We start from the raw sequence: 22,598 nt of genomic DNA, 5'->3' as shown, positions 1-22,598 counted from the left end.
AGCGGTGTCAGGGACATAGGCAAATCCACGATTGATGTGAGCATCAACCTCAAACCCCGCTCAACGCCCCGGGCGCTTGCTGATCGAAGGTCAGGTACTTGACCAATTCCGGCAACGGCAGTGGTTTGCTGATCAGGTAGCCCTGAACCTGATCGCAGCCATAGCTGCGCAGCAGTGCCAGTTGCTCAGATGTTTCGACACCTTCGGCGACCACTTCCAGGCTCAGGTTATGGGCCAGGTTGATCATTGCGTGGACCAGCTTGCGGTTTTCTTCGCGCTGCTCCATTTCACCCACGAAGCTCTTGTCGATCTTCAGCAGGGTAATGGGCAGGTTGTTGAGATGGACGAACGATGAAAACCCTGTGCCGAAGTCGTCCAGCGAAAACCGTACACCCAGGCGTCCGAGAGCGTCCATGGTCTGTTTGACCAGATCGCTGCGGCGCATGACGGCGGTTTCAGTCAGTTCGAACTCAAGCCATTGCGCATCAATGCCGCGCTCGGTAATCAGTCGGCCTAATGTCGCCAGCAATTGGTTGTCCTGAAACTGACGGAATGACAGGTTTATCGCCATGTGCAACTGCGGCAGGCCTCGCTCAAGCAACGCCTGCATGTCGCGCAGCGCCCGGGAGATCACCCAGTAACCCAGCGGCACGATCAATCCGCTTTGTTCGGCCAGCGGTACAAATTCACTGGGCGGTAGCAAACCTCGCTCCTGGTGACGCCAGCGCACCAGTGCTTCCAGCCCGACAATGCGTCCACTGGTCATGCAGAGCCTTGGCTGGTAGTGCAATTCCAGCTCGTCGCGCCGTAACGCCCGCCGCAACTCGCCCTCCAGGTCGGCAAGGCTACGGGCATTGCGATTCAGCCGGTCGTTGAAGACGTGAAAGGTGCAGCCTTGAATACCTTTGGCCTGCTGCATGGCGATGTGCGCGTGCCACATCAACGGGTCCGCACCCGCCTCGGCACGGGAATGAGCAATCCCCAGACTGCAGCCGATGAGCAAGCTTTCGCCGTCGACCCAGTACGGCTCGGACAGGGCTTCGGTGATGCGTTCAGCCATCCACTCCGCGCGCCCTGGAGCGCGACGAGTGTCGATCAGCAGTGCAAATTCGTCGCTGCCCAGGCGAGCGATCTGGTCGCCGACTTCCAGCTGCCCTTTGAGTCGAGCCACTACCTGCAAGATCAGCCGGTCGCCGGCCTGATGACCCAGTGCGTCGTTGGCGCGACGGAAGTTGTCCAGATCGAGATGGCCTAGCGCAAGGCCGCGCCCGTCGTTTTCCAGCAGACGTGCCGCCAGCAGGGTCTGGAAACCCTGACGATTGGCGATGCCGGTCAGCGTGTCTTGCTCGGCCAGGCGCTGCAGGGTGTTTTCCAGCAGCGCGCGCTCATTCACATGGCGCAGGCAACTGCGTAACGTTGCAGGCGTCAACTCGCTACGAATCAGCCAGTCACTGGCGCCAAGTGGCGGGATCAGCGGTTCTTCTTCAAGCAGCATGACCACCGGCAGATTGCAGCGACCTGGTGGCGGCTGTAATTCTGGTGTGGTGAGCAATACGGTCGGTTGATCGTCGATTAACGAGGCACTGATGTCGTTCCAGTGCGAGAAGGACAACAGATTTTCCTGATTCTGCTCAGGCTTCAGGCAACTGCGCAGCAATACCAGCCATTCCGGCTCGTGGGCCAGCACTAACAACCGCAAGGGTTGGACAGGCGTAGGCAAGCTAGCTCCCTAGACTCGAAAAGAGACAAACAGAAGGCCCGGGAAAGAGGGCCAAACAGAGCGATAATTCAGCATTCGGATGCGCAAATGTAACAAAACCAAAAAAATTAGATAGCTGCGCGCGACATAAGACGTCACTCATTGGCGGACGGTCGCTGCACAATCGCCATAGCCTGCTAAAATGCCCGCCCATTTCGTTAGTGATCCTCTTCCTGATATGTCCCGACTCAATCCTCGGCAACAAGAAGCCGTGAACTACGTCGGCGGCCCTCTTTTGGTGCTCGCCGGTGCAGGCTCCGGCAAGACCAGTGTGATCACGCGCAAGATCGCCCACCTGATCCAGAACTGCGGCATCCGCGCCCAATACATCGTTGCCATGACCTTTACCAACAAGGCCGCCCGCGAGATGAAAGAGCGTGTTGGCACGTTGCTGCGCGCGGGTGAAGGTCGCGGCCTGACCGTCTCGACGTTTCACAACCTGGGCCTCAACGTCATCCGCAAGGAGCACGTGCGGCTGGGCTACAAGCCGGGCTTTTCGATCTTCGACGAGACCGACGTTAAAGCCCTGATGACCGACATCATGCAGAAGGAATACTCGGGCGACGACGGCGTCGACGAGATCAAGAACATGATCGGCTCCTGGAAAAACGACCTGATCCTGCCCGCAGAGGCGCTGGAAAATGCCCGCAACCCCAAGGAACAGACCGCCGCCATCGTTTACACCCACTACCAGCGCACGCTCAAGGCGTATAACGCGGTGGACTTCGACGACCTGATTCTGTTGCCGGTAAAACTGTTTCAGGAACACGCAGACATTCTGGAAAAGTGGCAGAACAAGGTTCGCTATCTGCTGGTGGACGAATATCAGGACACCAACGCCAGCCAGTACCTGCTGGTAAAGCTGCTGATCGGCATGCGCAATCAGTTCACCGTGGTAGGCGACGACGACCAGTCGATCTATGCCTGGCGCGGCGCGCGTCCGGAAAACCTGATGCTGCTCAAGGAAGACTACCCATCACTGAAAGTGGTCATGCTTGAACAGAACTACCGCTCGACCAGCCGTATTTTGCGCTGCGCCAACGTGCTCATCTCCAACAACCCACACGACTTTGAAAAACAGCTGTGGAGTGAGATGGGGCATGGTGATGAGATCCGCGTGATCCGTTGCCGCAATGAAGATGCCGAGGCCGAGCGCGTAGCCGTGGAAATTCTCAGCCTGCACTTGCGTACTGACCGGCCTTATAGCGATTTTGCGATCCTGTACCGAGGTAACTATCAGGCCAAACTGATCGAGCTGAAATTGCAGCACCACCAGGTGCCGTATCGTTTGTCCGGCGGTAATAGCTTCTTCGGGCGTCAGGAAGTGAAAGACCTGATGGCCTACTTCCGCTTGCTTGTTAACCCGGATGACGACAACGCCTTCCTGCGGGTGATCAACGTGCCGCGGCGGGAGATCGGTTCGACGACGCTGGAGAAACTCGGTAACTACGCCACCGAGCGAAAAATTTCGATGTACGCCGCCACCGATGAAATCGGCCTGGGCGCGCATCTGGACAGCCGTTACACCGACCGTTTGCAGCGCTTCAAGCGCTGGATGGATGGCGTACGCCAGCAGTGTGCGCAGAACGACCCGATCGCGGCGCTGCGCAGCATGGTCATGGACATCGATTACGAGAACTGGCTGCGCCAGAACAGCTCTAGCGATAAGGCCGCCGATTACCGTATGGGCAACGTCTGGTTCTTGATCGAGGCGTTGAAAAACACCCTCGAAAAAGACGAAGAAGGCGAAATGACCATCGAGGAGGCTATCGGCAAGCTGGTTCTGCGCGACATGCTTGAGCGTCAGCAGGAGGAAGAGGATGGCGCGGAGGGCGTGCAGATGATGACGCTTCACGCCTCCAAGGGCCTGGAGTTTCCGTACGTTTTTATCATGGGCATGGAAGAAGAAATTCTCCCTCACCGCTCCAGTATCGAAGCCGATACCATCGAGGAAGAACGCCGTCTGGCTTACGTGGGCATTACCCGGGCGCGGCAGACACTGGCGTTCACCTTTGCTGCCAAGCGTAAGCAGTACGGGGAGATCATTGATTGCTCGCCTAGCCGTTTCCTTGATGAGCTGCCCCCTGACGATTTGGCCTGGGAAGGCAATGACGATACCCCGACCGAAGTGAAGGCGGTGCGGGGTAATACCGCATTGGCGGACATCCGCGCGATGTTGAAAAAATAACTCCTACTATTCATTGCGCAGATTCGCGCACCCGAGGAAGCGACGTGGAAGCATTGCATCAGAAGATTCGCGCAGAAGGCATCGTACTTTCCGATCAGGTATTGAAAGTCGATGCGTTTCTCAATCATCAGATCGACCCGGTGCTGATGCAGCAAATCGGCGACGAGTTTGCAGCCTTGTTCGCAGATTCAGGCGTCACCAAGATTGTCACTATTGAGGCTTCAGGCATTGCGCCTGCGGTGATGACCGGTTTGAAACTGGGTGTGCCGGTGATCTTCGCCCGCAAACATCAGTCGTTGACCCTCACAGAAAATCTGCTGTCGGCCACGGTGTATTCCTTCACCAAGCAGACCGAAAGCACCGTCGCCATCTCACCTCGTCATCTGACCAGCAGTGACAAGGTGCTGATCATCGATGACTTCCTGGCCAACGGTAAGGCGTCACAGGCGCTGATTTCGATCATCAAACAAGCCGGTGCAACCGTTGCCGGGTTGGGTATCGTGATCGAAAAATCCTTCCAGGGCGGCCGCGCCGAGCTGGACGCACAGGGTTATCGCGTCGAGTCCCTGGCCCGGGTTAAATCCCTGGCGGATGGGGTTGTGACGTTTGTTGAATGATTGAATTGCTTAACAAACAACACCCAATTCAATGAATTGAAATGCATCCCTGTAGGAGTGAGCCTGCTCGCGATAGCGGTCTGTCAGTCACGGGATATTTGATTGAAAGACCGCTATCGCGAGCAAGCTCACTCCTACAGGGGGAATGCCGCTTTGTCTCGCCTACATCAACCCGCATTCCACCATCGACAGCGGATCACCATCACCGATGATCAGGTGATCCAGCACTTTCACGTCGATCAGCCACAAGGCATCGCGCAGCCGCTTGGTCAGGTCGATATCCGCCTGGCTGGCATCGGTGACGCCCGAGGGGTGGTTGTGGCAGAGGATCAGGCTGGCAGAGTTGTGCACCATGGCGCGTTTGACGACTTGCCGGGGATGCACGTGTGCGGTGTTGATCGAACCGTGGAACAGGATTTCGAAAGCCTGAACCCGGTGCTTGTTGTCCAGAAACAGGCAGCCGAAGACCTCATGGGGCTCATGACGTAACAGCGCCTTGAGGTAGTTACGCACCTGTTCAGGGCTTTCCAGAGCGGAATCGCGCTTCAGGGATTCCGCCATGTGCCGTCGGGCCATTTCCATGACGGCCTGTAGCTGCGCGAATTTGGCGGGCCCTAGCCCCAGATGTGAGCTGAACGTCGTCAGGTCAGCATCCAGTAACGGTCGCAGCCCGCCGAATTGATTCAACAGGTGACGGGCCAGGTCTACAGCGCTTTTTCCGGCCACGCCGGTACGCAGGAAAATCGCCAGTAGCTCTGCATCGGACAGGCTCGCCGAACCTAGCTCCAGCAGCCGCTCACGCGGGCGTTCGGCCGCAGGCCAGTTGCGAATACTCATACCACCTCCATGTGTGTGGGGACCGCTGTTCCAGCACGGTCGCTGTGCTATCTTAGCCCATCTTTTTTGCGCGGCGATCGGCCTGGGGAAACGTCCATCGCCGTTGCGTATCACTCGACTAAAAGGCAGGCCTATGCAGCGGCTGTATCGGAAACGCATTGTTCTTGGCGTTGGCGGCGGTATCGCGGCCTACAAGAGCGCAGAACTGGTTCGACGCTTGCGTGACCAGGGTGCTGAAGTGCGTGTCGTCATGACCCGAGGTGGTGCCGAGTTCATCACTCCGCTGACCATGCAGGCCCTTTCCGGGCATCCGGTTCATCTGGATTTGCTAGACCCGGCCGCAGAAGCTGCGATGGGGCATATCGAGCTGGCCAAATGGGCCGATCTGATTCTTGTCGCACCTGGTACTGCGGACCTGATCGCGCGTTTGGCCCAAGGCATTGCCAACGACCTGTTGACCACCATTGTTCTGGCTACCGACGCAATCGTGGCTATTGCCCCGGCGATGAATCAGGCGATGTGGCGCGACGCCTCTGTGCAGGCCAATACTCGCCTGCTGGAAGAGCGTGATTTCCGCATATTCGGCCCGGCTTCCGGCAGTCAGGCCTGTGGTGATGTCGGCTTCGGGCGCATGCTTGAACCCGATGATCTGGCCCAGTCCGCCGCCGATTGCTTCCAGCGTCTGTCTCTGACCGGCAAGCACGTGCTGATTACGGCCGGTCCGACCCAGGAAAACATCGATCCGGTGCGATACATCACCAATCACAGTTCCGGCAAAATGGGTTTCGCTCTCGCTGAGGCCGCTGTAGAGGCTGGTGCGCGCGTTACCCTGATCACCGGGCCGGTCAACCTGCCGACTCCAGATCGCGTATCGCGTATCGACGTGGTGAGTGCCCGTGACATGCTGGCCGCCTGTGAGGCCGCGATCCCCTGCGATTTGTTCATCGCATCCGCAGCGGTCGCGGATTACCGCCCCGAAGTGGTTGCCCCGCACAAACTGAAGAAAGACCCGTCCACGGGCGACGGCCTGTTGCTGCAGATGGTCCGCAACCCGGACATTCTTGCCACTATCGCAACCCGTCCAGACCGCCCGTTCAGTGTCGGTTTTGCCGCTGAAACCGAACACTTGCTCGACTATGCTGCACGCAAGCTCAAGGACAAAAACCTTGATCTGATCGTCGCCAACGATGTTGCCAACCCCAGCATCGGCTTCAATAGTGAAGAGAACGCTTGCAGCGTGATTGATCGAGCACTGCACGCTACGCTTTTCGCCCAGACCAGCAAGGGCAAGATTGCCCGCCAGCTGATCACTTTTATTGCCGAACGAATGAACCAGGTTTAATTACGAATGCACGCTCTACAAGCCAAGATCCTCGACCCTCGCATTGGCAGCGAATTTCCTTTGCCCGCTTACGCCACTGTCGGTTCTGCCGGGCTCGACCTGCGCGCCATGCTCAAAGAGGACACTGTTCTAGAGCCGGGCCAGACCTTGCTGATCCCGACAGGGTTGTCGATCTATATCGGCGATCCGGGGCTAGCGGCTCTGATCCTGCCGCGTTCCGGGCTGGGTCACAAACACGGCATTGTGCTGGGTAATCTGGTAGGTCTGATTGACTCCGATTATCAGGGCGAGCTGATGGTCTCCTGCTGGAATCGCGGGCAGACCGCTTTCAATATTTCCATTGGCGAGCGCATTGCCCAACTGGTGCTGGTGCCGGTGGTGCAAGCGCACTTCGAACTGGTTGAAGAGTTCGACGAAAGCCAACGCGGTGCTGGCGGTTTCGGTCATTCAGGTAGCCACTGACCTTTGAGCCGATAACTCGATACCCGGTAGTCTTATGGCTACTCGGTATCGAGTAAGTGACTGTCCAGTTTCAGGATGAATGACCTGGGAGCGTTCAGGTGCAAGGCAGCCAACAGCATGAAGTGTTCGATACCCAACCTGCCGCAGCGAGTCTGACTGCGCTCTCGCCAGGTCTTTTCCCCGCGCTCGCCGCCTTGATCATTGCCAGCGCTCTGGTCTATCTCGCGCTGACCAGCAATCCACAGGGGCGTGAGCATCTGGAACAAGCCTGGGGTAGTAGCCAGGCGTCGTCGGTGGCTCAAGCGCTGAAGCAGATTGACGCCGAGACGCAGGCCGCGGCCCATGATCCTGCGCTGGTGCAAGCACTGCAAAGCGGTAACCCTTCCCTGATTGAAGAAGCACAAAACCGGCTGCGGTTTCGCGACGGTGTGCTGGGCGCGCGTCTCAATCCTTTAGGCATGTCGGATATCGACACTAAAGGCGCATTGCCTGTCAGCTTCTCCACATTGGACATGCTCAACAAAGCTGCAAGCGGTGAGCATCCAGTGCCTGAGGCTCGCGCAGTGGGCGAGCGCTGGATGATCTATAGCGCGGCGCCCGTGCGCTCCGACCCAGCGGCGTCGGTCAGCGGCACGCTGTTGCTGGCCTTCGATCCGCAGCGCTTGCTCAATGCGTTGCCTGCCTTGCCCGAATCCACGGGCCGGATACGTTTGATCCAGCAGTTTGGTAATGGTCCCGAGCAGGTTTTGCTGCAGCGAGGCGAAGCGGATGGCGCTAAACCGCAACGGCTGGACACCGGTTATGCAAACTGGAAACTGGAGTTCACACCCGGTCCGGCGCTGGATTTTTCGCCGCCATGGGTGCTGCTGACGCTGGCTGTATTGGTTGCGCTGGCAGGTGTTTTACTGGGGCTTTACCTCAACGAAAGGGCTCTACAACGGCACATTTGCGCCGATGTCCGACAACTGGATCAACTGCTTCAAGAACTCTCCAGCGGAAAAGCCGTCAAACCCTTCGGTTTGGGCCTGCCGGTCCTCAATGGGCTGGCCAGACGTCTCGCCTGTTTTTCGCCTTCCCTTCAACAACCGGTAACGGAAATCGTTGATAAGAAGGATGAGTCAGGCTTGGCTCCCGGCTTCAATAAGACCGATTCAAAGACACGTAGTGCTTCAGCATCGGGTTCACGCTCCGCCACTGGCGGCGCCTGGACCGATCCGCTGTTTCAAGATACCGACATTCTCGATATCGACATCCTCGACGAAAACCAGGACTTCCTGAGATCGGAGCACCCCCCAGTTATGAGCAGTCCAGCATCCGTGGCACCAAAATTTCCTGACGATATTTTCCGCGCCTATGACATCCGCGGCATCGTGGGCGACACCCTTAGCGCCGAAACAGCCTATTGGATTGGTCGCGCTATTGGCTCCGAAAGCCTGGCGCAGAATGAGCCCAACGTCAGCGTTGGTCGTGACGGACGCCTCTCCGGTCCGGAGCTGGTGCAGCAATTGATTCAAGGCCTGCACGACAGCGGTTGTCACGTCAGCGATGTTGGCCTGGTGCCAACGCCCGCCTTGTACTACGCCGCCAACGTGCTTGCTGGCAAGACCGGTGTGATGCTGACCGGCAGCCACAACCCCAAGGATTACAATGGCTTCAAGATCGTCATCGCGGGCGATACTCTGGCCAACGAGCAGATCCAGGCGCTGCATGAGCGTATCAAGACTGGCAACCTGACTGCTGCAAAAGGCAGCATCACCAAGGTCGACATCCTTGATCGCTACTTCAAGCAGATCAAAGATGACATCGTTATGGCCCGCAAGCTGAAAGTCGTGGTGGACTGCGGTAACGGCGCCGCTGGTGTTATTGCTCCACAGCTCATTGAAGCGCTGGGTTGCGAAGTCATCTCGCTGTTCGCAGAGGTCGACGGTAACTTCCCTAACCACCACCCGGATCCGGGCAAACTGGAAAACCTGCAGGACCTGATCGCCAAGGTTAATGAAACCGGCGCCGATCTGGGTCTGGCCTTCGACGGCGACGGCGACCGCGTTGGCGTTGTGACCAACAAAGGTAATGTGGTGTACCCGGATCGCTTGTTGATGTTGTTCGCACTGGACGTGCTCAAGCGCAATCCAGGCGCCGACATCATCTTCGACGTCAAATGCACCCGCCGCCTGACGCCACTGATTCAAAAGCATGGCGGCCGCCCGGTAATGTGGAAGACCGGTCATTCGTTGATCAAGAAAGAGATGAAGAAAAGCGGCGCGCTGCTCGCGGGCGAAATGAGCGGCCACATCTTCTTCAAAGAGCGTTGGTTCGGTTTTGACGACGGTATTTACAGTGCTGCGCGCCTGCTGGAGATCCTCAGCCAGGAGTCGCAGTCGGCTGAAGACCTGTTCGAGACGTTCCCGAACGACATTTCGACCCCTGAAATCAACATCAAAGTGACTGATACCACCAAGTTCAGCATCATAGAAGCTCTGGAGAAAGATGCTCAGTGGGGCGATGCCAAGCTGACCACCATTGACGGCGTGCGAGTGGACTATCCAAAAGGCTGGGGCCTGGTTCGCGCTTCCAACACAACACCGGTACTGGTGCTGCGTTTTGAGGCCGAAACAGAAGCCGAGCTGCAACGCATCAAGGATGTGTTCCACGCCGAACTGAAAAAGGTTGCGCCGGACCTTCAACTTCCGTTCTGATTGTTTTTTCCTTTGACTGGAGCCTTGAATGACCCTCGAACGTGATTCCGCCGCCAACGTCGCCAAAGTATTGTCCGAAGCGCTGCCATACATTCGCCGTTTTGTTGGCAAAACGCTGGTGATCAAGTACGGCGGTAACGCCATGGAGAGCGACGAGCTGAAAACCGGCTTTGCGCGCGACATCGTGTTGATGAAGGCTGTTGGCATCAACCCGGTGGTGGTTCACGGCGGGGGGCCTCAGATCGGTGATCTGCTCAAGCGGTTGTCGATCGAGAGTCACTTCATCGATGGTATGCGGGTCACCGACTCGCAAACCATGGACGTGGTGGAAATGGTTCTGGGCGGCCAGGTCAACAAGGACATCGTCAACCTGATCAACCGTCATGGCGGCAGCGCCATCGGCCTGACCGGTAAAGACGCGGAGCTTATTCGCGCCAAACGCCTGACCGTTACACGTCAGACGCCGGAAATGACCAAGCCTGAAATCATTGATATCGGCCATGTTGGCGAAGTGGTCGGCATCAACACCGACCTGCTGAACATGCTGGTAAAAGGTGATTTCATCCCGGTGATCGCGCCGATTGGCGTGGGGGCTGACGGTGAGTCCTACAACATCAACGCCGACCTGGTAGCAGGCAAAGTCGCTGAAGCCCTCAAGGCTGAAAAGCTGATGCTGCTGACCAACATTGCCGGCCTGATGGACAAGCAAGGGCAGGTGCTGACCGGTTTGACCACCGAGCAGGTCAGCGGCCTGATCGCCGATGGCACGATCTACGGCGGCATGCTGCCGAAGATCAAATGCGCGCTGGAAGCGGTGCAAGGCGGCGTGACCACCTCGCACATCATTGACGGTCGAGTACCGAATGCGGTGCTGCTGGAAATCTTTACCGACACCGGTGTGGGTACCTTGATCAGCAACCGCAAACGTCACTGATCAAGCGCTACGCTCTATCAAAGCCCTGCCGGTCTGCGGTGGGGTTTTTTTATGTCTGTCGTCCGGGCCCTGGGTCGATGCCCCTCCATGACGGGTGTGCTTTGGCTGTTCAAAGAAACCCCCGACCCACGATTACGAAATACCGCTGCTTAGCCGTTGAAATGACCTGCATACCATTTGTTCGCGATCGGGGAACGTCGGGAGACTTTCCTCATATCGAGAACATCTAGATGAACACGCCTATAAACCCTGCTTCACCATCAACCACATCACAGCAAGAGGCTCAGCCCCAGCGGGCATATGGAGTGAATGCGTTGACGCCACTGCTAAGCCCGGTCCAATTGGAGCTTATCCAGACAACCGTTCGTGCTTATGTGCAAGAGCAAAGTGCAGCAACCCGGCTAGAGGCAATACCTATCCTTGAGGCTCAAGGCAGTGGCGTGGCTGCCGTTGAATTTGAGCTGACAAGCCTGCTGCAGTTGTTGTCCTGGAGACGTCTGGCAGATGCTGATGCTTCGAATATGTCTGACAAGCAAGTCAAGCAGTTGCTGGACGATATGTTAGACAGTGCACAAGGCCAGGCAATAGGCCGTCGGCTGAATACGGTGTTGGGCTGGTATGGGGCGGCAGATAACGAATCTGTTGATCCGATGATTATCAGGCAGCTGGTGTGGAAGGCGCTGATTCTGGAGCTTGACCCTCCGGAAAATCGAAAGCCGGGATATGTTGCTGGGTATGAGCTTGGCAAACCAGAGAATTGGGGGGTACCGTTATCAACGATTCAGGGTGATTTCGAAAGAGTCCTTTCATGGAGGACGCGCGACGTTCAGGGGAAGCGCACTAGATGCGCGGCTCGCCTGGCCGCCTACATCCTGGCGCCTTTGGCTCCTCATCTGGTTGTAACGGGCACACCTGATGCTCTGCGCTACGGCAATGGCGTGTGGGTTAACTTTGCCCATGGTGTTGCGTTGGCTGAATCCCTCTCTCCGGGTTCGTCGCAGACTCTGGGCTACGAGCAGTTGCTGAATATACCTCTCAAGATGAGTCATTCTGCGGCAACCCAGAGCGAGAGAGACCTTATTCTTCAGACGCGTATAGCGCCTGCGCTTCAATGGGCTATCGCCAGCAATGTTTTGCCTGTCAAAGTCTCGTCGGACTATTCCGTTTCTGAAATTCAGATCGCCATGGAAGCTCTAGACGCTTACCAACACAAGGTGGCAACTGCTGTCAGTACGCTGCTGCGCAAAGTGCCGGACCGGCCGGATATTGGTTTAAAGAAATTCAATGAAGTGCTTGGGGTGTTCAACTCTAAAGCTTTACTGCGTCTTACCATGCGGCCGACGACGTTCTGGAAAACAGTTGAATATTCACTTCGCAACCCCTCGCCCCGTATACCCTCAGGCGAGTTTTATTTGCTCGATGTGTTCATTGCAGGATTCATGAAAAACGGGACAGATCAATTTGAACCGATCATTCCATCCAGTCTGAATTCTCAGAAGGAATTTTATGAGGAGTTTTATGCCGGGCAGATTGAGCTGCTGAAGGGGATTGATGTCGACGCCCTCTACCGGGAGGCATTTGATAGTTATGTTCGCGATGTGCAGAGCGCCTACTCCTGCCTGATCGAAATGCTGCTCGGCGACATTCCGTATGCCGACAGGCTGGCCGTTGAACACGGAAGAGTCGATATTTATGCTCTGGAGCAAGAAACCGGCATACCCGTTACTAAGGAAACTCGACAGGACCGTGAGCTAAAGCGCGGGCGGGCTGGTTTTATTATTGTTTGCAGGCACGGTGGTGATTCTTTTGCCTATGAAGTATTCCCGATGCTGGGCATCGTGGAGCGGCACCCAGGTCTCTCCCATTTGCCTGATGGCGGTCTGATACTCAGGGGGGCCGATAAAATCCGTCGGCCAGCTGGGCAGTTGCCTGTGGATTGGAATGCTTATGACAAGTTTGCAGACCCGGCATACAAAGTCATGAGCAGTGTGATCCCGGTAAATCTGCATAGTGGGCTACCAAGTGGTGTGCATCCTGTACCTTCGGCCTGCTCATTGATGTCACCCAGGTTCAAAAGCTTTGGGGACAGTGTTGCCGCCACTCACCTGTTTTTTAATAAGGCGTCCTGGCTCAAGGAGAATAGGCGGCAGACGGGCTCTGAGTACGTCACCGCAAACTATCCACCGGCATTGCGCATGTTGGCGGTATTTATTCCCGGGCTTAGCTGCTTCAACGCAGTACAAAATAATGAGACGCCAGTCATCGCTTGTGCGATTGACGTCGGTTTGATTCTTGCCTCGCCTGCTTTCAAATTTGCCAAAGGCTTTGTGTCATTGGTTTTGAACGCCGGCGCGCCTGTTATTGCCTTCCGCCTCCCCGCAGTGGCAAAGGCGACCGGCAACTTCCTCTCCGGTGCAGGGACTTCTTACCTGCGTGGTTTGAACCCATTCGACGGATTTTTATATCGAGTGGGGCCCTTTATCGCTATGGCTGCGTTACTACTCAAATCAACGTACAAGCTGCACGAAGCTGTCGGGCAAACACTGGGAAGGCCTGGAGAGTTTGCTTACATCAATGGCCTGGAGTCCGCCGCAAGTCCTGATAAATGGCGGCCTGTGGCGTTCGGCGACCGGTTAGTCATGATGAGCAACGGTGTTCGTGATGTGCCGGTTCGTGAGGTTCCTGCTATCAGCGGTTCCGTCAGGACCTACCTCATCAATACCGTATCCGGGCAGCCATATGGTCCGGCGCTAGAGGGGGGGCTACTGGCCGCAGCACCTGCTGCCTCGGCTTGAGTTGACGCTTATTGCGCAGTCAGTCGCTGAATGCGCGCGCGGTCCTGGGTGAATGCCGTGTCGGCCTGAGCACGAGCCTGTTGATAGCGCTGTATGTTCAGGTCGAGGTTGTGTTGCTGATCCCTAAGGTCACTCATCTGCTCGATGAGTGATTGGGGCACGGTTTTACCGGCACGCTCCAGATCCGCAGCCTGACCCTGCAGTGTGGCCTGCTGTGTGTTGAGGCCTTTAAGGTTGCCTTGCGCCAAGGCAATCAAGGCATCCAGCTCGGACAGCTTGCGGGCTTTGGCGCGATCAACATCCTCGACATTGCTGTAAAGGTTGAGCAATTGCGCATCTGCATTCGCCTGTGCTTTTTTCGCCTGAGCCTGATGGATCTCATCGGCGGTTGGAGGCGGGGGTACCACTTGCACCACACGGCCTTGGGCATTGAGCACTTCATAGCCTTTGGCAACGTATTCAGGGGGTACACCCTGACGATCCAGCACGGTCACGCCGCGACTGTCGACGTAGCGATAAAGCAGAGGTTGCGGGGTCTCTGCGGCATGCGTCGCTGCAAACGGACTGATAACAAGGGCCAACAGCAAGCAGATAAAGCCCGGCCTGGTCATTCAACTCTCCTTGATATCTCAATCCGAATGTCAGCGGGCATGAATCTCCCTAGATCCCGAACTGTGCCCTGTAAGCTTCCACTGCAGGCAGATGCTGCTTGAGTTGTGGATCGTCGGCAAGGAATTCCAGGACTTGGTTCAACGATACGATGCTGACCACCGGTATCCCGAAGTCTCGCTCTACTTCCTGAATCGCCGAAAGCTCGCCGTTACCCCGCTCCTGACGGTTGAGTGCAATCAGCACGCCCGCCGCTGTCGCTTCCTGGCCTTTGATGATCTGCATGACCTCACGGATCGCGGTCCCAGCAGTGATCACGTCGTCGATGATCAGCACATTACCGGTCAATGGAGCGCCAACCAGACTGCCGCCCTCGCCGTGTGCCTTGGCTTCCTTGCGGTTGAAGCACCAAGGCAGGTCGCGGTCATGATGTTCGGCCAACGCCACGGCTGTCGCGGCCGCCAGAGGAATCCCCTTGTAGGCTGGACCGAACAGAACATCGAAGGAAATGCCGCTCTCGACCACCGCTGCGGCGTAGAAACGACCTAGCTGCGCAAGGGCCGAACCACTGTTGAACAGGCCCGCATTGAAGAAGTACGGGCTGGTCCGCCCGGACTTGAGAGTGAACTCACCGAACCGCAAAACCCCACGATCGATGGCAAAACGAATGAAATCGCGCTGATACGCCTGCATGAAAAAAGCCCCGAATACCACGGATTTAGCTAATTAGGTAGAGCTCGGGTATCATACACGCACGTGATTTTTGGGGCCATTTATGCGGATCATCAGTGTGAACGTAAATGGCATTCAGGCGGCAGTCGAGCGCGGTTTGCTCAGTTGGCTGCAAGCTCAGAATGCCGACGTCATCTGCCTTCAGGACACCCGCGCATCCGCCTTCGAACTGGACGACCCAGCTTATCAGCTGGATGGCTATTTCCTTTATGCGTGCGAAGCTGAAGTTCCGGCCCAAGGTGGCGTGGCGCTTTACTCGCGGTTGCAACCGAAGGCGGTAATCAGCGGTCTTGGCTTTGAAACAGCCGACCGCTACGGGCGTTACCTGCAGGCAGATTTCGACAAGCTCAGTATTGCCACATTGCTGCTTCCTTCGGGAATGAACGGCGATGAAGACTTGAATCAGAAATTCAAGCTCATGGACGATTTCGGCAAATATTTGGATAAACAACGACGCAAGCGTCGTGAGTACATCTATTGCGGCTCGTTGTACGTGGCGCAGCAGAAGCTCGATATCAAGAACTGGCGTGACAGCCAGCAATCTCCTGGCTTCCTCGCGCCCGAGCGTGCCTGGATGGACGAGATTGTCGGCACCATGGGCTACGTTGATGCCCTGCGTGAAGTCAGCCGTGAAGGTGATCAGTACAGCTGGTGGCCGGATAGCGAACAGGCAGAGATGCTCAATCTCGGCTGGCGCTTTGACTATCAGTTGCTGACGCCGGGCCTGCGTCGCTTCGTGCGCAGTGCGCGTCTGCCGCGTCAACCGCGCTTCTCGCAACACGCACCGCTGGTAGTGGACTACGACTGGACGCTAACGATCTAGAGTCCATCGCCCACAAAAAAGCCGACATCGTGTCGGCTTTTTTGTTGTTCGCGAACTAGGTGCGATCCCCTGTGGGAGCGGTGCTTATTTAACCAGTCGCCACGTGAACGGATAGCGATACGCCACGCCTTCGTTGGCTTTGATGCCAGCAATGATCGTCAGGACCAGTGCGCCAGCGGCCACGAGGCCTATCAATGCAAAGCCAACAAGCACTAGCATCAGAAAGACGCACGCGATCATGGCTAACGAAACGGTGATCTGAAAATTCAGCGCTTCCTTGCCCTGTGAGTCAATAAATGGATCGGAATCCTTCTTGAGCTGCCACAGAATCAGTGGGCCCAAGATGTTGCCAAACGGGAACATCATCCCGAGAAACGCGCCAAAGTGACAGAACATCGCCCATTGGCGAACTTCCGGGCCGGGCGCTGGAACGGGCGGTTGGCTGTCACTCATCTTCGTCTCCTGCTTGCTGCCTGGATCAGTCTGCCAGTGCGGCGGTCTGCAACTCAAACAGTTCAGTCATGCCTTTTTGAGCCAGTGCCAGCATGGCATTTAGCTCTTCAGGCTGGAACGGTGCGCCTTCGGCAGTGCCCTGAACTTCAATGAAGCCGCCCGAGCTGGTCATGACCACGTTGAGGTCGGTCTCGGCTGCGGAGTCTTCAAGGTAGTCGAGGTCGAGAACCGGCTCACCCTGGTACATGCCAACCGACACCGCTGCGATCATTTGCTTGAGTGGATCGCCGCCTTTAAGGCCGCCACGCTTCTTGATCACTTTCAGAGCGTCAACCAGGGCAACCATGGCGCCTGTGATAGAGGCAGTGCGGGTGCCGCCATCAGCCTGGATCACGTCGCAATCGACATACAGTGTCACGTCGCCCAGTTTGGACATATCCAGTGCTGCGCGCAGGGAGCGACCGATCAAACGCTGGATTTCCAGGGTGCGGCCACCCTGTTTGCCACGGCTGGCTTCGCGCTGGTTACGTTCGCCGGTGGCGCGCGGCAGCATGCCGTACTCGGCAGTCAGCCAGCCTTGACCCTGGCCTTTGAGGAAGCGTGGCACACCGTTCTCGACGCTGACCGTGCAGATCACTTTGGTGTCACCAAACTCGACCAGTACAGAACCCTCGGCGTGTTTGGTGTAGTTGCGGGTGATGCGGATCGAGCGGAGCTGATCGGCGGCGCGACCACTTGGACGTTTCATCTGGGATACCTGTACTGAGACGGAAAACTGCCGAGCATTATAGAGGCGCAAGTCGGCGCTGGGCACATCTAAAACCAGAGGATGCGAATCCGAAGGCCTGGCAAGGCTCTGATCCGGGCTTTTTTCAGTCTTGAGTAAAAGCCATGCATCGCTTGTCATATTCGTTGATTGGGAGCATTCGCTGCACTGCGCTACAATCCTGCGCCTCTACAGACTCTCGTATTTTCGTGACATGCAGTCATCGCTGATCACGACACGTTCTGTTCACCGGATTTCAGAGGTATTTCCCATGGTCCACAGCATGACGGCTTTTGCCCGGGTCGAACGGGCCAGCACTCAGGGCACACTGAGCTGGGAACTACGCTCAGTCAATCATCGCTATCTGGAGCCGCACTTGCGGCTGCCGGAGTCCTTTCGTGATCTCGAAAGCGCAATTCGTGAAGCGCTGCGCCAGGGCTTGTCCCGCGGTAAGGTGGAATGCACATTGCGTTTTACTGAAGAAACGGCGGGCAAACCGTTGCAGGTTGATCGCGAGCGCGCCGGGCAACTGGTCGCGGCAGCGGAAATCGTCGCCAGCCTGATCAAGCAGCCTGCTGCTCTGAATCCACTGGAAGTACTGGCATGGCCCGGCGTGCTGGTGGGGGATGCCAGCGACCCGCAGGCCTTGAACAAAGAAGCCCTGACGCTGTTTACCGAAGCCTTGGCCGAACTGAAAAACGGTCGCGGTCGCGAAGGCGCGGATCTGGCCAAGCTGCTTAATGATCGTCTGGATTCCATTACCAGCGAAGTGGCGACCCTGAAAACCCTGGTTCCCCAGATGCTTGCAACCCAGCGCCAGAAGGTGCTGGATCGCTTCGCCGACATGAAGGCCGAGCTTGATCCGCAGCGTCTGGAGCAGGAAATGGTGCTGCTGGCCCAGAAGAGTGATGTGGCCGAAGAACTGGATCGCCTCAGTACGCATGTCACTGAAGTGCGTCGCGTGCTCAAGGCAGGTGGTCAGGCTGGGCGCCGTCTGGACTTCCTGATGCAGGAACTCAACCGCGAAGCCAACACCTTGGGCTCCAAAGCTTTCGATCCGCGTAGCACCCAGGCTGCGGTCAACCTTAAAGTGTTGATCGAGCAAATGCGCGAACAAGTACAGAATATTGAGTAAGGCTAATCCCCACATGACACACAGCACTGGCACCCTGTATATCGTTTCTGCCCCTTCTGGCGCGGGCAAGACCAGCCTGGTCAAGGCTTTGGTCGACGCCCAGTCGAGCTCGCAGCCGGAAATTCGCGTCTCCGTTTCGCACACAACCCGCGCCATGCGCCCAGGCGAAGTGGACGGTGTGAACTATCACTTTGTCGATCGTGCCGAATTTCTGCGCATGATCGAGCACGGTGATTTTCTCGAGCAGGCGGAAGTTTTCGGCAACATGTATGGCACTTCCCAAAGCCACTTGCAGCAGACGCTGGACGAAGGTCATGACCTGATTCTGGAGATTGACTGGCAAGGTGCAGAGCAGGTTCGCAAGGTCATGCCTGATGCCCGCTCGATCTTCATTCTGCCGCCTACCCAGCAGGCATTGCGTCAGCGTCTGACCAATCGTGGCACCGACAGCGACGAAATCATCGAGGGCCGGATGCGTGAAGCTGTCAGCGAAATGAGCCATTACAAGGATTACGATTACGTCGTGATCAATGATGACTTCGCTGAGGCGCTGGAAGACCTCAAAGCCATTTTCAGGGCTAACCTGTTGACCGAAGCTCATCAGCAGCAGCGCTTTAGCGGTCTGCTTGAGCAATTGCTGGCCTGAAAATCGACCTTTGGGCAACCCGGGCTACGAGCTAAATAAGACCGCTCGTGGCTTGGCGCTTGAAGCTTATGGGTTGCAGCTTGTAAACTACCGAGTCCGCTCGCCCATCCGGGCATCGCGCATCCGCATTTGCTACGAGGAATACCCATGGCCCGCGTAACCGTTGAAGACTGCCTAGAACACGTGGATAACCGCTTTGAGCTGGTCATGCTCTCTACAAAGCGTGCTCGTCAACTGGCAACCGGCGGCAAAGAACCAAAGCTGGCGTGGGAAAATGACAAGCCTACCGTTATGGCTCTGCGCGAAATCGCAGCTGGCCTGATGGATTACGCTGTAATCGCAGAAGCTGAAATCGTTGAAGATGAACCACTGTTCGCGGCATTCGAGGACGAGTCCAACGAGGCCGTCTAAGCCTATGCCGGGTCGACGTAGTACGGCGCAGGGTAAAAGCCATTGGCAGGGGGTAGCGCCTTGCCGAGCATAGACGCCCTCGCCGATCGCATTTCGACCTACCTCGGCAAGGAACAGGTAAACCTGGTCCGCCGCGCGTATTTCTACGCCGAGCAAGCCCACGACGGCCAACGCCGTCGCAGCGGCGAAGCTTACGTCACGCATCCTCTTGCAGTGGCGAATATCCTTGCCGACATGCACATGGACCATCAAAGCCTGATGGCTGCCATGCTGCATGACGTCATTGAAGACACCGGTATCGCCAAGGAAGCGCTCTGCGCACAGTTTGGCGAGACGGTGGCCGAATTGGTCGACGGGGTCAGCAAACTGACCCAGATGAATTTCGAGACCAAGGCCGAAGCCCAGGCAGAAAACTTCCAGAAAATGGCCATGGCCATGGCTCGCGACATCCGCGTGATCCTGGTTAAGCTCGCGGATCGCCTGCACAACATGCGCACGCTTGAGGTGTTGTCCGGGGAGAAACGCCGACGCATTGCCAAGGAAACGCTGGAAATCTATGCACCTATCGCCAACCGGCTGGGTATGCACAGTATCCGTATTGAGTTCGAAGACCTTGGCTTCAAGGCCATGTACCCGATGCGCTCCTCGCGAATTGGTCAGGCGGTCAAGCGCGCCCGAGGCAATCGCAAAGAGCTGGTCAACAAGATTGAAGAGTCCCTGAGCCATTGCCTGGCGGTTGATGAAATCGAAGGCGAGGTCAGCGGGCGGCAGAAACACCTGTATGGCATCTACAAGAAGATGCGCGGCAAGCGCCGCGCCTTCAATGAAATCATGGATGTCTACGCGTTTCGTATCATCGTCGACAAGGTCGACACCTGCTACCGAGTGCTGGGCGCTGTGCATAATCTGTACAAACCCCTGCCCGGCCGCTTCAAGGATTACATCGCGATCCCCAAAGCCAACGGCTATCAGTCGTTGCACACCACGTTGTTCGGCATGCATGGCGTGCCCATTGAAATCCAGATCCGTACACGGGAAATGGAAGAGATGGCCAACAACGGGATCGCCGCGCACTGGCTGTACAAATCCTCGGATGACGAAGTGCCCAAGGGCACTCATGCCCGCGCCCGTCAATGGGTCAAAGGCGTGCTGGAAATGCAGCAGCGTGCCGGTAACTCGCTGGAATTTATCGAGAGCGTGAAAATCGACCTGTTCCCGGACGAGGTCTATGTATTCACGCCCAAAGGCCGAATCATGGAGCTGCCTAAAGGCTCCACAGCGGTCGACTTTGCTTATGCCGTGCACACTGATGTGGGCAACAGCTGCATTGCCTGTCGAATCAATCGTCGTCTGGCGCCGCTCTCCGAACCGTTGCAGAGCGGTTCGACGGTGGAAATCGTCAGTGCGCCGGGCGCACGTCCGAATCCGGCGTGGCTGAACTTCGTCGTCACCGGTAAGGCACGTACCCATATTCGTCACGCGCTCAAACTGCAGCGTCGTTCCGAGTCGATCAGCCTGGGCGAGCGTCTGCTCAACAAGGTATTGAACGGCTTCGAAAGCAGTCTGGAAAAAATCTCCGCCGAGCGCGTGCAGCTGGTACTTGCCGAATACCGGGTCGAGGTCATCGAAGACCTCCTCGAAGATATCGGCCTGGGCAACCGCATGGCGTATGTCGTCGCTCGTCGACTGCTGGGCGAAGGCGAGCAGTTGCCAAGCACAGAAGGCCCGCTGGCGATTCGCGGTACTGAAGGTCTGGTGCTCAGTTATGCCAAATGCTGTACGCCGATCCCGGGCGATCCTATCGTTGGGCACCTGTCGGCTGGCAAAGGCATGGTTGTGCATCTGGACAACTGCCGCAACATCAGCGAAATCCGCCATAACCCGGAAAAATGCATCCAGCTTTCCTGGGCCAAGGACGTTACCGGCGAATTCAACGTCGAGCTGCGTGTTGAGCTTGAGCATCAACGCGGCCTGATCGCCCTGCTGGCCAGCAGCGTCAACGCGGCCGACGGCAATATCGAAAAGATCAGTATGGACGAGCGCGATGGTCGTATCAGCGTTGTCCAACTGGTGGTCAGCGTGCATGACCGTGTGCATCTGGCCCGAGTCATCCGAAAACTGCGCGCCTTGGCCGGGGTCATTCGAATCACCCGCATGCGTGCGTAGCTAATCACTCAACAGGAGTTCTTCATGACCAAGACCGTAATCACCAGCGACAAAGCCCCTGCGGCCATCGGCCCTTACTCTCAGGCGATCAAAGCTGGCAATACCGTCTACATGTCCGGGCAAATTCCACTCGATCCTAAAACCATGGAGCTGGTTGAAGGCATCGAAGCCCAGGTCGTCCAAGTCTTTGAGAATCTGAAGTCGGTTGCCGAAGCTGCGGGCGGTTCGTTCAAGGACATCGTCAAGCTGAACATCTTCCTGACCGATCTGGGCAACTTCGCCAAGGTCAACGAGATCATGGGCAAGTATTTCGAGCAGCCGTACCCGGCTCGCGCAGCCATTGGCGTGGCTGCCTTGCCGCGCGGCTCACAGGTCGAAATGGACGCTATTCTCGTCATCGACTAAAAAACCTCGCGGGGTTAACGCCCCGCCGCAGCTGATTAAGGAAGGACCTGCTATGCGCTTTGCGCTTGCCCTCTCGCTGACGGCCGTATTTTTGAGCGGCTGTGCCAGCCACGCTGATCGCAACCCTGACGGTACCTGGATCAATCAAGCGGCCATTGAAGCTGCCGTGAAAGGCGACAATCTGCGCCAGGCACTGCTTGCCAATGGCCCTAACCTGGAATGGCAGATCGATACCAAAACCAGTCAGGCGTTGTATTCCAATGGTTTTGAAGTGGGTGAAGGTAAAATCACCAGCGCTGCCAATGGCAAACTGCGCATCGACTACTACAACTTCGTCGAAGACCTGCAGGTCAAGGGCGACGAGCTGATCCAGGCGGCCAGTGAGTCGGGGCCGGAGCAGCGTTTCGAACAGCCGAAAACCCCTGCCGCCGAAGGTGCGCCGACCGGCTCAAGCTTCGAAGCTGCGCTGTATGGCGCCTACATGGGTGGCAAATGGACCATCGTCAGCGGCGACGGCCAGGGCAATACCGTGCAGTTCAAGCCGGATGGCAGTATTCAGGGCTTGCCGGAAAATGACCGCTACGCGTTGTGCCTGGCTGGCGATTGCGCTGCCATGAGCGGTGAGTACGACAGCATGTGGCTGGAGAAGAACGAGCAGGGCAACCCGTGGATTTTCTCTCGCAAAGGCAAGCAGCTGGAGATTTTCCAGGCCGTCAACGCGGCGGAAGCTGACCAGATGCCAGAGCTTCGCCCTGGCCCGCGTCGCTGGTTGCTTGAGTTGAATTGATCGGCTGCACGGCTTCTATCAGGCAAATTGCAAAT

General features: G+C 57.0%; 20 protein-coding genes. 14 read left to right on the top strand and 6 right to left on the bottom strand.

Features of this window, described 5'->3' with window-relative positions:
* Positions 1–49: 49 nt before the first annotated feature.
* On the bottom strand, positions 50–1,720 hold the full coding sequence (locus tag AUC61_RS03900) for a putative bifunctional diguanylate cyclase/phosphodiesterase (protein WP_243244538.1): 1,671 nt from the start codon (positions 1,718–1,720) through the stop codon (positions 50–52).
* Between the two features lie 217 nt (positions 1,721–1,937).
* Here AUC61_RS03900 and rep point away from each other — a divergent pair, with 217 nt between their 5' ends.
* Together rep and AUC61_RS03890 are read left to right on the top strand one after the other, a co-directional pair.
* Positions 1,938–3,947 carry a DNA helicase Rep gene (gene rep, locus AUC61_RS03895; RefSeq protein WP_122667324.1) on the top strand — a complete coding sequence of 670 codons (2,010 nt, stop codon included), beginning with the start codon at positions 1,938–1,940 and terminating at the stop codon, positions 3,945–3,947.
* A gap of 44 nt (positions 3,948–3,991) precedes the next feature.
* Positions 3,992–4,564 (top strand): xanthine phosphoribosyltransferase, encoded by a 573-nt coding sequence (locus AUC61_RS03890; RefSeq protein ID WP_243244537.1) that lies wholly within the window; start codon positions 3,992–3,994, stop codon positions 4,562–4,564.
* A 162-nt stretch (positions 4,565–4,726) separates the two neighbouring features.
* Here the strand turns inward: AUC61_RS03890 and radC are convergent, their stop codons facing one another.
* On the bottom strand, positions 4,727–5,401 hold the full coding sequence (radC, locus tag AUC61_RS03885) for a RadC family protein (protein WP_243244536.1): 675 nt from the start codon (positions 5,399–5,401) through the stop codon (positions 4,727–4,729).
* 133 nt (positions 5,402–5,534) lie between these two features.
* On the opposite strand from radC, the gene coaBC reads away from it, so the two are divergent.
* From coaBC to AUC61_RS03860, 5 genes are all read left to right on the top strand, one after another.
* Complete coding sequence (gene coaBC / locus AUC61_RS03880; protein ID WP_243244535.1) at positions 5,535–6,743, top strand: bifunctional phosphopantothenoylcysteine decarboxylase/phosphopantothenate--cysteine ligase CoaBC; 1,209 nt, start codon at positions 5,535–5,537, stop codon at positions 6,741–6,743.
* 6 nt (positions 6,744–6,749) lie between these two features.
* Entirely contained in the window at positions 6,750–7,205 is a 456-nt protein-coding gene (gene dut, locus AUC61_RS03875) for a dUTP diphosphatase (RefSeq protein WP_095093254.1), read from the top strand.
* 98 nt (positions 7,206–7,303) lie between these two features.
* Positions 7,304–9,901 carry a phosphomannomutase/phosphoglucomutase gene (locus AUC61_RS26485; RefSeq protein WP_340163284.1) on the top strand — a complete coding sequence of 866 codons (2,598 nt, stop codon included), beginning with the start codon at positions 7,304–7,306 and terminating at the stop codon, positions 9,899–9,901.
* 28 nt (positions 9,902–9,929) lie between these two features.
* Positions 9,930–10,835 carry an acetylglutamate kinase gene (gene argB, locus AUC61_RS03865; protein ID WP_243244534.1) on the top strand — a complete coding sequence of 302 codons (906 nt, stop codon included), beginning with the start codon at positions 9,930–9,932 and terminating at the stop codon, positions 10,833–10,835.
* A 230-nt stretch (positions 10,836–11,065) separates the two neighbouring features.
* Positions 11,066–13,630 carry a hypothetical protein gene (locus AUC61_RS03860; RefSeq protein WP_243244533.1) on the top strand — a complete coding sequence of 855 codons (2,565 nt, stop codon included), beginning with the start codon at positions 11,066–11,068 and terminating at the stop codon, positions 13,628–13,630.
* A gap of 8 nt (positions 13,631–13,638) precedes the next feature.
* Here AUC61_RS03860 and AUC61_RS03855 read toward each other — a convergent pair whose 3' ends face one another.
* On the bottom strand, positions 13,639–14,241 hold the full coding sequence (locus AUC61_RS03855; protein ID WP_243244531.1) for a DUF4124 domain-containing protein: 603 nt from the start codon (positions 14,239–14,241) through the stop codon (positions 13,639–13,641).
* A 49-nt stretch (positions 14,242–14,290) separates the two neighbouring features.
* A complete protein-coding gene (pyrE, locus tag AUC61_RS03850) occupies positions 14,291–14,932 on the bottom strand; it encodes an orotate phosphoribosyltransferase (protein ID WP_122667332.1) in 642 nt (213 codons plus the stop codon).
* An 82-nt stretch (positions 14,933–15,014) separates the two neighbouring features.
* On the opposite strand from pyrE, the gene AUC61_RS03845 reads away from it, so the two are divergent.
* Positions 15,015–15,794: an exodeoxyribonuclease III gene (locus AUC61_RS03845; RefSeq protein WP_087271629.1), complete on the top strand. Its 780-nt coding sequence runs from the start codon at positions 15,015–15,017 to the stop codon at positions 15,792–15,794.
* Between the two features lie 84 nt (positions 15,795–15,878).
* On the opposite strand, the gene AUC61_RS03840 is transcribed toward AUC61_RS03845, so the two are convergent.
* Positions 15,879–16,247 carry a DUF4870 domain-containing protein gene (locus tag AUC61_RS03840; protein ID WP_243244529.1) on the bottom strand — a complete coding sequence of 123 codons (369 nt, stop codon included), beginning with the start codon at positions 16,245–16,247 and terminating at the stop codon, positions 15,879–15,881.
* A gap of 25 nt (positions 16,248–16,272) precedes the next feature.
* Positions 16,273–16,995 (bottom strand): ribonuclease PH, encoded by a 723-nt coding sequence (gene rph, locus AUC61_RS03835; protein ID WP_027900043.1) that lies wholly within the window; start codon positions 16,993–16,995, stop codon positions 16,273–16,275.
* A 289-nt stretch (positions 16,996–17,284) separates the two neighbouring features.
* Here rph and AUC61_RS03830 point away from each other — a divergent pair, with 289 nt between their 5' ends.
* The 6 genes from AUC61_RS03830 to AUC61_RS03805 all read left to right on the top strand — a co-directional run bounded on the left by AUC61_RS03830 (position 17,285) and on the right by AUC61_RS03805 (position 22,563).
* A complete protein-coding gene (locus AUC61_RS03830) occupies positions 17,285–18,148 on the top strand; it encodes a YicC/YloC family endoribonuclease (protein ID WP_243244527.1) in 864 nt (287 codons plus the stop codon).
* Positions 18,149–18,161: 13 nt separating this feature from the next.
* Positions 18,162–18,794: a guanylate kinase gene (gene gmk, locus AUC61_RS03825; protein ID WP_243244525.1), complete on the top strand. Its 633-nt coding sequence runs from the start codon at positions 18,162–18,164 to the stop codon at positions 18,792–18,794.
* A gap of 147 nt (positions 18,795–18,941) precedes the next feature.
* Positions 18,942–19,205, top strand: a complete 264-nt coding sequence (rpoZ, locus tag AUC61_RS03820) for a DNA-directed RNA polymerase subunit omega (RefSeq protein ID WP_002551500.1) — start codon at positions 18,942–18,944, stop codon at positions 19,203–19,205.
* A 60-nt stretch (positions 19,206–19,265) separates the two neighbouring features.
* The gene (gene spoT / locus AUC61_RS03815; RefSeq protein WP_087271641.1) at positions 19,266–21,371 is read left to right on the top strand and encodes a bifunctional GTP diphosphokinase/guanosine-3',5'-bis pyrophosphate 3'-pyrophosphohydrolase; all 2,106 of its coding nucleotides are present in this window, start codon (positions 19,266–19,268) and stop codon (positions 21,369–21,371) included.
* Between the two features lie 24 nt (positions 21,372–21,395).
* Complete coding sequence (locus AUC61_RS03810; RefSeq protein ID WP_122667335.1) at positions 21,396–21,776, top strand: RidA family protein; 381 nt, start codon at positions 21,396–21,398, stop codon at positions 21,774–21,776.
* Positions 21,777–21,828: 52 nt separating this feature from the next.
* The gene (locus tag AUC61_RS03805) at positions 21,829–22,563 is read left to right on the top strand and encodes a hypothetical protein (protein WP_243244523.1); all 735 of its coding nucleotides are present in this window, start codon (positions 21,829–21,831) and stop codon (positions 22,561–22,563) included.
* Positions 22,564–22,598 lie beyond the last annotated feature (35 nt).

The sequence above is a fragment of the Pseudomonas maioricensis genome, assembly GCF_022790535.1.
Classification (GTDB): domain Bacteria; phylum Pseudomonadota; class Gammaproteobacteria; order Pseudomonadales; family Pseudomonadaceae; genus Aquipseudomonas; species Aquipseudomonas maioricensis.
Note: the sequence above shows the minus strand (reverse complement) of the source record. Positions and strands in the feature narration are given on the sequence as shown.